The following is a 9,565-nucleotide window of genomic DNA, read 5'->3' as shown; positions in this document are numbered from 1 at the left end:
CCGCCCCGACCACCACCGCCGCCGCCGCCGACGTCGCGCTCGGCACCACCGCCCCGGCGCCGGCCGGCGACCGTGAGACCGGGACGGTCGGCGCGCTGTTCAGCGGCACGCCGACGGCCGGCGACCACTTCTGCACCGCCAGCGTGCTGCACAGCGCCACCGGCAACCTGCTGCTGACCGCCGCGCACTGCCTCAGCAGCACCGACGGCGTCACCTTCGCCCCCGGCTACCGCGACGGCTCCGCCCCGTACGGCACCTGGCGGGTGACCGCGATCCACACCACCGCCGGCTGGTCCCAGAAGGGCGACGAGGACGAGGACTTCGCGATCCTGGAGACCGCCCCCAGCAACGGCCGCAACGTCGAGGACGTGGTCGGCGGCAACCGGCTGGGCACCGACGAGCCGTTCGGCGCCACCGTCCGGCTCTACGGCTACCCCGCCGACGCCGAGGCGCCCGTCCTGTGCACCAACACCACCGGGCAGCAGAGCGCCTACCAGCGGGTCGTCCACTGCCCGGCCTACCCGGGCGGCACCAGCGGCGGCCCGTGGATCAACACCGCCACCGGCGACGTGATCGGCGCGATCGGCGGCTACCAGCAGGGCGGCGACACCGACGACATCTCGTACAGCGCCCTCTTCGACCACACCATCGCGGACCTGTACACCCAGGCCGAGGCGGCCGCCTCCTGAGGCACCGGGTCCGGACCCGGCCCCCACCCGGGCCCGGACCCGGTCGCGCGTCCGCAAACGACAAAGGCCCAGATCCGTGGATCAACTCCACTGATCTGGGCCTGACTTGCACTTCCTGCGAAGTGCCCCCGGTAGGATTCGAACCTACGCACCCGCCTCCGGAGGGCGGTGCTCTATCCCCTGAGCTACGGGGGCCTGTTGGCCTGTCGGTCGCTCGCGCTTCCGACGTGAGAACAGTACCAGGCTCCGGCGGTGGTCCGTGCACGGGTTTCCCCGAAGATCGTCCGGCCCGGGGATCGACCCGCGAATCGGGCGGCGGATCGACCCGGGGATCGGCCCGGGGATCGGGCCGTGTGCCGGGTGGGGGCGGAAGTGCCCAAAGGCCGGACGGGGCGGCGGGGCCGCCGATACCCTCGGTGAGGTGTCGGGAGTGTCCGGGCGGGTCCTCGTGGTGGACGACAGCGAGGTGATCCGCCAGCTGATCAGGGTCAACCTGGAGCTCGAGGGCTTCGAGGTGGTGACCGCCGCCGACGGCGCCGAGTGCCTGGAGGTCGTCCGCCGGGTGCGGCCCGACGTGGTGACGCTGGACGTGGTGATGCCGAGGCTGGACGGCCTGCGGACGGCGGCCCGGCTGCGCGCGACCCCGGACACCAGCCGGCTGCCGATCGCGATCGTGAGCGCCTGCACCCCGGCGGACCTCGACCTGGGGGAGACGGTCGGGGTGGACGGCTACCTCGGCAAGCCCTTCGACCCGGCCGATCTGGTGGCCCTGGTCCGGCGCCTGATGGGGCTCGCGGAACAGTCCGCCGGGCCGTCCGGCGGGCGCCGTGCCGGTCCGTCCGACGCAGTTCGCCCTGAGCGAACAGAGCGGACGGATCGCGGCTGAGACCCGGTAACCACGGCGCACCGGCGTCTCAACCGGTAAACCGGGTGGCGGGCGGGCACCCCGTCTCGCCTACGCTTGGCGTCGTGACCCCCGCAGACCTTTCCCAGGCAATCCAGGCCGCAGTGAGCTCCGCCGTCGAGGCGGGCGAGCTGGCCGTCGCCGTGCCCGAGCACGTGACGGTCGAACGGCCCAAGAACAGGGACCACGGCGACTACGCGACCAACGTGGCCCTCCAGCTCGCCAAGGCGGCCGGCAAGCCGCCGCGAGCCGTTGCCGAGCTGCTGGCCGACCGCCTGCGAGGGATCACCGGCGTCGCCAAGGTCGACATCGCCGGTCCGGGCTTCCTGAACATCACCCTGGACACCGCCACCGCCGGCGCGCTGGCGCGCACCGTCGTCGAGGCGGGCGAGGCCTACGGCCGCAACGAGGCCCTCAAGGGCCTGAGGATCAACCTGGAGTTCGTCTCCGCCAACCCGACCGGCCCGATCCACATCGGCGGCGTCCGCTGGGCCGCCGTCGGCGACTCGATGGCGCGCGTGCTGCGGGCCTCCGGCGCCGACGTCACCACCGAGTACTACCTCAACGACGCCGGCGTGCAGATCGGCAAGTTCGCCGCCTCGCTGCAGGCCGCCGCGAACGGCCGCCCGGCGCCCGAGGACGGCTACGTCGGCGAGTACATCGTCGACATCGCCAAGGCGCTCACCGACGCGATCCCCGGCGTGCTCGACCTCTCCGAGGAGGAGCAGCTCCAGGTCTTCCGCACCGAGGGCCTCAAGCTCATGGTCGCCGAGATCAAGCGCTCGATGGACGAGTTCGGCACCCACTTCGACGTGTGGTTCTCGGAGAAGACGCTGCACGACTCCGGCGCGGTCGAGAAGGCCATCGACCGGCTGCGCGAGCAGGGCCACGTCTTCGAGCAGGACGACGCGGTCTTCCTGCGCACCACCGACTTCGGCGACGACAAGGACCGCGTCCTGGTCAAGGCCGACGGCGACAAGACCTACTTCGCCGCCGACGCCGCGTACTACCTGTCCAAGCGGGACCGCGGCGCCGAGGTCGCGCTCTACATGCTGGGCGCCGACCACCACGGCTACGTCAACCGCCTCAAGGCCATCGCGGCCTGCGCGGGCGACGACATGGACCACAACATCGAGGTGAAGATCGGCCAGTTCGTGAAGATGCTTCGCGACGGCGAAGAGGTCCGCATGTCGAAGCGGGCCGGCAACATCATCACGATCGACGACGTGATCGAGTGGATCGGCGTGGACGCCGCCCGCTACACCCTGGCGCGCTCCTCCACGGACTCGACGATCACGCTGGACATCAACCTGCTGACCAGCCAGACCAACGAGAACCCGGTCTTCTACGTCCAGTACGCGCACACCCGGATGTGCGGCGTGGCCCGCAAGGCCGCCGAGCTGGGTGTGGACAAGGGCACGGTCGAGCAGTTCAAGCCCGAGCTGCTCGCCACCGAGTGGGAGTCCGACGTGCTCGGCCACCTCGCGGAGTTCCCGCGGGTGCTGGCCACGGCCGGCGAGCTGCGCGAGCCGCACCGGGTCGCGCGCTACCTGGAGGACCTCGCGGGCAAGTACCACCGCCTGTACGAGAACTGCATGTTCCTGCCCAAGGGCGACGAGGAGCTCTCCGACACGCACCGCGCCCGCCTCTGGCTGGTCGAGGCGACGCGCACCGTGCTCGCCAACGGACTCACGCTCCTGGGCGTGACGGCGCCCGAGCGGATGTAGGCACCACCCCCAAGCGCACGGCGGGGGCGGCTGACGGTCAACGTGGACCGTCGCCGCCCCTCGCCATAGGTCTCGAAGGATCTCCGAAGATGAGTCGCTCCGCACACCCGGCAGGCCCCCGTCACGGCGACGTCCTGCCCGAGGGCCACTACCAGGCCCCGCCCGCCGACCTGAACGCGCTCGACCCCAAGGTCTGGTCGCGCACCGTCGCCCGGAACGCCGAGGGCGTGGCGACCGTCGGCGGCATCGACGTCAAGCGGCTGGCCGCCGAGTTCGGCACCCCCGCCTACGTGCTGGACGAGGAGGACTTCCGGTCCCGGGCGCGCGCCTGGCGGGACGCCTTCGGCACCGACGCGGACGTCTACTACGCCGGGAAGGCGTTCCTCTCCAAGGCCGTCGTGCGCTGGCTGCACGAGGAGGGCCTCAATCTCGACGTGTGCAGCCCGGGCGAGCTGGCGGTCGCCCTGGCCGCCGGGATGCCGCCGGAGCGGATCGCGCTGCACGGCAACAACAAGTCGGCGGACGAGCTCGAGCACGCGGTGAAGACCGGGGTCGGGCACATCGTGGTCGACTCCTACGAGGAGATCGGGCGCCTGGCCGCGATCGCCGCCCGCCAGGGCGTGCGCCAGCAGGTGCTGATCCGGATCACCGTCGGCGTCGAGGCGCACACCCACGAGTTCATCGCCACCGCGCACGAGGACCAGAAGTTCGGGCTGTCGCTCACCGGGGGAGCGGCCGCCGAGGCGGTGCGCCGGGTGCTCGGCCACGACAGCCTGGAGCTGCGCGGCATCCACTCGCACATCGGCTCGCAGATCTTCGACATGGCGGGCTTCGAGGTGGCCGCCCGCCGGGTGGTCGGCCTGCTGGCCGGGATCCGCGACGAGCACGGCGTCCAGCTGCCCGAGATCGACCTCGGCGGCGGCCTCGGCATCGCCTACACCAGCGAGGACGACCCGCGCGAGCCGGCCGAGATCGCGGCCGCGCTGGCCGACATCGTCCGCCGCGAGTGCGCCGCCGCGAACCTGGACGCCCCCCGGCTGAGCGTGGAGCCGGGCCGGGCGATCGTCGGCCCGACGGCGTTCACGCTGTACGAGGTCGGCACCGTCAAGCCGCTGGAGGGCCTGCGCACCTACGTCAGCGTGGACGGCGGGATGTCCGACAACATCCGCACCGCGCTGTACGACGCCGAGTACTCGGTGGCCCTGGTGTCGCGCACCAGCGACGCGGAGCCGATGCTGGTGCGGGTGGTCGGCAAGCACTGCGAGTCCGGCGACATCGTCGTCCGGGACGCCTTCCTGCCGGCCGACCTGGCCCCGGGCGACCTGATCGCGGTGCCCGCCACCGGCGCCTACTGCCGGTCGATGGCGAGCAATTACAACCACGCCCTCAAGCCCCCCGTGCTCGCCGTCAGGGACGGTGCGGCGCGGGTGATCGTCCGGCGCGAGACGGAGGAGGATCTCCTGCGTCTGGATATCGGATGACGAAATCCTCGTCTCAGATCATGGAACGACCGTAGATCCGTACGGAAAGTCCCGGAGACTGGTAGAGACCGAAGTTCCCGGCGGTCCAGGAAAACCCGCCGGAAATTACCGAAGCAGAAGAATGCAGAGCGGAGTCGGATGATGCGTACGCGCCCGCTGAAGGTGGCGTTGCTGGGTTGTGGTGTGGTGGGCTCCGAGGTGGCGCGCATCATGACGACGACGGCCGACGACCTCGCCGCTCGCATCGGCGCTCCGGTCGAGTTGGCCGGGATCGCGGTCCGCCGGGCCGGGCGGACCCGCCCGGGCGTCCCCGAGCACCTGATCACCACCGACGCCGAGGCCCTGGTCAACCGGGGCGACATCGACGTGGTGGTCGAGGTGGTGGGCGGCATCGAGCCCTCCAAATCGCTGATCCTGTCCGCCTTCCGGCAGGGCGCCTCGGTGGTCAGCGCCAACAAGGCGCTGCTCGCCAAGGACGGCACCGAGCTGCACGCCGCGGCCGCCGAGGCCGGGGTGGACCTGTACTACGAGGCCGCGGTGGCGGGCGCGATCCCGCTGCTGCGCCCGCTGCGCGAGTCCCTCGCGGGGGACAAGGTCAACCGGGTGCTGGGGATCGTCAACGGCACCACCAACTTCATCCTCGACAAGATGGACACCACCGGCGCCGGCTACTCGGAGGCGCTGGAGGAGGCCACCGCGCTGGGCTACGCCGAGGCCGACCCGACGGCCGACGTGGAGGGCTTCGACGCCGCCGCCAAGGCCGCGATCCTGGCCGGCATCGCCTTCCACACCAAGGTCACCGCGGCGGACGTCTACCGCGAGGGCATCACCGAGGTGACGGCGGCCGACATCGCCTCCGCCAAGGAGATGGGCTGCGTGGTCAAGCTGCTCGCGATCTGCGAGCGGGCCGCGGACGGCGAGTCCGTCACCGCGCGCGTCCACCCGGCGATGATCCCGCTGTCGCACCCGCTGGCCTCCGTCCGCGAGGCGTACAACGCGGTGTTCGTCGAGGCCGAGGCGGCCGGCCGGCTGATGTTCTACGGCCCCGGCGCGGGCGGCTCGCCGACCGCCTCCGCGGTGCTCGGCGACCTGGTCGCGGTCTGCCGCAACAAGCTCGCCGGCGCCACCGGCCCCGGTGACTCGGTGTACACGCGGCTGCCGGCCAAGCCGATGGACGAGGTGGTCACCCGCTACCACGTCAGCCTCGACGTGGACGACCGCGCGGGCGTGCTCGCCCAGGTGGCATCCGTCTTCGCCGAGCACGGCGTCTCCATCGACACCGTGCGCCAGCAGGGCCGCGACGGCGACGCCTCGCTCGTCGTGGTCACCCACCGTGCCACCGACGCCGCGCTGTCGGCGACGGTCGACAAGCTCCGCGCGCTGGACAGCGTGCGGGACGTGGCCAGCATCATGCGGGTCGAAGGGGAATAAGGAACCAGCCATGAACGCCGTTGCCGAGAACGTCGTCCGAGGCGCGCACACCCACCAGTGGCGCGGCCTGATCGAGGAGTACCGGGACCGCCTGCCGGTCACCGCGGCCACCCCGGTGGTCACCCTGTTGGAGGGCGGCACGCCCCTGGTCCCCGCCCAGGTGCTCTCCGAGCGCACGGGCTGCGAGGTCTACCTCAAGGTCGAGGGCGCCAACCCGACCGGCTCCTTCAAGGACCGCGGGATGACGATGGCCATCTCCAAGGCCAAGGAGGAGGGCGCGCAGGCGGTCATCTGCGCCTCCACCGGCAACACCTCGGCCTCCGCCGCCGCGTACGCGGTGCGGGCCGGGATGGTCTCCGCGGTGCTCGTCCCGCAGGGCAAGATCGCCCTCGGCAAGATGGGCCAGGCGCTGGTGCACGGCGCCAGGATCCTCCAGGTCGACGGGAACTTCGACGACTGCCTCACCCTTGCGCGTGAACTGTCCGAGAAGTACCCGGTGGCGCTGGTCAACTCGGTCAACCCGGTGCGGATCGAGGGCCAGAAGACCGCGGCCTTCGAGATCGTCGACATGCTCGGCGACGCCCCGGACATCCACGTCCTGCCGGTCGGCAACGCGGGCAACATCACCGCGTACTGGAAGGGCTACCGCGAGTACGCGGCCGACGGCCTCGCCACCCGCACCCCGCGGATGTGGGGCTTCCAGGCCTCCGGCTCGGCCCCGATCGTGGACGGCGCGCCGGTGCTCAAGCCGCAGACCATCGCCACCGCGATCCGGATCGGCAACCCGGCCTCCTGGGACTTCGCGCTCGCCGCGCGGGACGAGTCCGGCGGCCTCATCGACAAGGTGACGGACCGTCAGATCCTGTCCGCCTACCGGTTGTTGGCCTCGCAGGAGGGCGTCTTCGTGGAGCCCGCCTCGGCCGCCTCGGTGGCCGGTCTGCTGGCCAAGGCGGAGGCCGGCCTGGTCGACCCGGGCCAGCGGATCGTCTGCACCGTGACCGGCAACGGCCTGAAGGACCCGGACTGGGCGGTGGCCGGCGCGCCGCAGCCGCAGATCGTCCCGATCGACCCGGAGGCGGCCGCCCGCAGCCTCGGACTGCTCGACCGGTAAAGGGTCCTGACGCCCCGACGGGCCGACCCTTTCGAGGGTCGGCCCGTCGGAGTTCCCCCCTGACACTTTTGTGTCCATTGGGTTCCGCATTGCGATCCTTTTCCACCCCTCCCGTCGACGGGGAGGGGTGAGCATTTCCGGCCAGAACGGCAACACACCAGATCGAAGGCCCACGGGGTGTACCGCTCGGGAACCTCTCTTCGATACTCTGGCTTCGGCCGTGTGGCACATGCCCCGGGCCCGGCGGGTCCGGGCCGCGCCGACACCGCGACCGCCCGCCCCCCGGAGGGGCCGCGGTCCGTTCCCACCCTCGCACCGACGACGCGCTCCGCGCCGCCCGATTTACCCCAGGAGAGTCCACCGTATGGCCGGTCCCGCGTTCCGTGCCGCCGCCGTCCGGGTCAGGGTTCCCGCGACCAGCGCCAACCTCGGCCCGGGCTTCGACGCCTTCGGGCTCGCGCTGGGTCTGTACGACGACGTGGTCGTCCGGGTCGCCGACTCCGGCCTCTCCGTCGACATCGCCGGTGAGGGCGCCGAGACGCTGCCGCGCGACGAGCGCCACCTGCTGGTCCGCTCGATGCGCGCCGCCTTCGACCGGCTCGGCGGCCAGCCCCGCGGCCTCGAAGTGGTCTGCGCCAACCGGATACCGCACGGCCGCGGCCTCGGCTCCTCCTCGGCCGCCATCTGCGCCGGCATCGTGGCCGCCCGCGCGGTGACCATCGGCGGCCGGTCCGCGCTGGACGACGACGCGCTGCTGGCCCTCGCCTCCGAGCTGGAGGGCCACCCCGACAACGTCGCGGCCTGCCTGCGCGGCAACTTCACCATCGCCTGGACCGACGAGGAGTCGGCCAAGGCGGTCGTGCTGGAGCCGTCCGAGCAGGTCGTCCCGGTGGTGTTCGTGCCGGCCGGCGAGGTGCTCACCGAGACCGCGCGCGGACTGCTGCCGAAGACCGTCCCGCTGGCCGACGCGGCCGTCAACGCGGGCCGTTCCGCACTGCTGGTGGAGGCGCTGACCAGGCGCCCCGAACTGCTCCTCGCCGCCACCGAGGACCGGCTGCACCAGGACTACCGCGCCTCCGCCATGCCGGACAGCGCCGCGCTGGTCGGCGCCCTGCGCGCCGAGGGCTTCCCCGCGGTCGTCTCCGGCGCCGGTCCGACCGTCCTGGCCCTCACCGACGAGGCGGGCGCCGACAAGGTGCTCTCCTTCGCCGGACACCACGGCCACGGCGGCGACCCGGCGTTCGCCGCGCACCGGCTGGACGTCGACCGCACCGGGGCCGTCGTGCTCCCGCTGGACGTCTGAGCAGCCCGAACGGGCCGCTCGGGACCCGGCACCGGCACCCTGCCGAGCCGGGTCCGACGGACACGATTGGCAAGCGCAAGGCTGGGGAATGTCTGAGGGGGTCGGTAGTGTTAACCTCATTGCTGCACCAGGTGCCCTCCGGGGCTAGGTGCGCCGCGTCCCGATCCCAGCGCTCCACGGCAGTGGAGTCCCGGCGATGCACGGGGCGACGATTCTCCGGGAGCCCACCGCAGCGCGTACGCAGCCTGCCTGCGCGACATGCGGCCGCATCCCGAAGCCGTGACGGCACCTGACTCCCACCCGCAGCCTCCCACCTGAGGCCAGGACGGGCGGAGCACGGGCCACCGTCACGCGACGGGGGCCCGGGATTCGCAGGAAGCGTGGGGGTTACGCCCTCAGGGGAGGTCGACACACGACCGGCCCACGCGCCACTCAGCACCACCGTGCTTCACGCACCGCACCTCGCACGTAACCCTCTCTCGACAGGCTCCCGCCATTCGAGGGATCACCGCCTCGGACCGACGCAGTCGAGCGTTGGTCAGGACAGCACAACCGGTCGCCGAGCCAGACAGGCCGACGTCCGCTCCAGGGAAGGACCCTTAGTGAGCGACTCCACCGATCTGATGGGCGCGCGCCCGGACGCAGAGGCGTCGGACGCAGCCGCCGCCCCCGCTGCTCCGGCGCGGCGCCGCCGCAGTGCCGCCGCGGGCCTGGACGGCATGGTCCTGGCCGAGCTCCAGAAGCTCGCCGCGGACCTTGGCATCACCGGTACCGGACGCATGCGCAAGAGCCAGCTGATCGAGACCATCAAGGAGAAGAGCGGCGGGGACCCGCTGCTCGCGGCCGGTGGCACCGCCCCGGCCGCCAAGCGCACCGCCGCCAAGGCGGACGCCGAGGCCCCGGCCGAGAAGCCGGCCCG

Annotated in this window: 8 protein-coding genes and 1 tRNA gene; 8 read left to right on the top strand and 1 reads right to left on the bottom strand. The window is 72.2% G+C overall.

The genetic code is table 11. The features are described 5' to 3' along the window. The coding region (locus AE652_RS26620) for a serine protease (RefSeq protein ID WP_049655899.1) at positions 1-689 on the top strand (689 nt) is incomplete at its 5' end. A 123-nt stretch (positions 690-812) separates the two neighbouring features. On the opposite strand, the gene AE652_RS26615 is transcribed toward AE652_RS26620, so the two are convergent. Further along, positions 813-884: transfer RNA gene (locus tag AE652_RS26615), tRNA-Arg, on the bottom strand. 235 nt (positions 885-1,119) lie between these two features. On the opposite strand from AE652_RS26615, the gene AE652_RS26610 reads away from it, so the two are divergent. The 7 genes from AE652_RS26610 to AE652_RS26580 all read left to right on the top strand — a co-directional run. Next, positions 1,120-1,575 carry a response regulator gene (locus AE652_RS26610; RefSeq protein WP_049655897.1) on the top strand — a complete coding sequence of 152 codons (456 nt, stop codon included), beginning with the start codon at positions 1,120-1,122 and terminating at the stop codon, positions 1,573-1,575. Between the two features lie 83 nt (positions 1,576-1,658). Continuing rightward, entirely contained in the window at positions 1,659-3,320 is a 1,662-nt protein-coding gene (gene argS / locus AE652_RS26605) for an arginine--tRNA ligase (protein ID WP_049655895.1), read from the top strand. Positions 3,321-3,409: 89 nt separating this feature from the next. Further along, positions 3,410-4,801 (top strand): diaminopimelate decarboxylase, encoded by a 1,392-nt coding sequence (gene lysA, locus AE652_RS26600; protein WP_049655893.1) that lies wholly within the window; start codon positions 3,410-3,412, stop codon positions 4,799-4,801. Positions 4,802-4,939: 138 nt separating this feature from the next. Then, on the top strand, positions 4,940-6,232 hold the full coding sequence (locus AE652_RS26595) for a homoserine dehydrogenase (RefSeq protein ID WP_049655891.1): 1,293 nt from the start codon (positions 4,940-4,942) through the stop codon (positions 6,230-6,232). Positions 6,233-6,242: 10 nt separating this feature from the next. After that, a complete protein-coding gene (thrC, locus tag AE652_RS26590; RefSeq protein ID WP_049655889.1) occupies positions 6,243-7,343 on the top strand; it encodes a threonine synthase in 1,101 nt (366 codons plus the stop codon). A 364-nt stretch (positions 7,344-7,707) separates the two neighbouring features. Further along, a complete protein-coding gene (thrB, locus tag AE652_RS26585) occupies positions 7,708-8,646 on the top strand; it encodes a homoserine kinase (protein ID WP_049655887.1) in 939 nt (312 codons plus the stop codon). Positions 8,647-9,248: 602 nt separating this feature from the next. Beyond that, positions 9,249-9,565, top strand: a 317-nt coding sequence (locus AE652_RS26580; RefSeq protein WP_049655885.1) for a Rho termination factor N-terminal domain-containing protein, incomplete at its 3' end; no start/stop codon positions are given.

Source organism: Kitasatospora sp. MY 5-36 (assembly GCF_001182915.1).
GTDB lineage: Bacteria > Actinomycetota > Actinomycetes > Streptomycetales > Streptomycetaceae > Kitasatospora.
The sequence above is the reverse complement of the archived record's forward strand: the minus strand, read 5'-3'. Positions and strand labels throughout refer to the sequence as shown.

Coding starts and splice junctions, on each gene's coding strand:
- thrB (WP_049655887.1), top strand. CDS start 7,708: ATGGCCGGTCCCGCGTTCCGTGCCGCCGCCGTCCGGGTCAGGGTTCCC.
- thrC (WP_049655889.1), top strand. CDS start 6,243: ATGAACGCCGTTGCCGAGAACGTCGTCCGAGGCGCGCACACCCACCAG.
- lysA (WP_049655893.1), top strand. CDS start 3,410: ATGAGTCGCTCCGCACACCCGGCAGGCCCCCGTCACGGCGACGTCCTG.
- AE652_RS26595 (WP_049655891.1), top strand. CDS start 4,940: ATGATGCGTACGCGCCCGCTGAAGGTGGCGTTGCTGGGTTGTGGTGTG.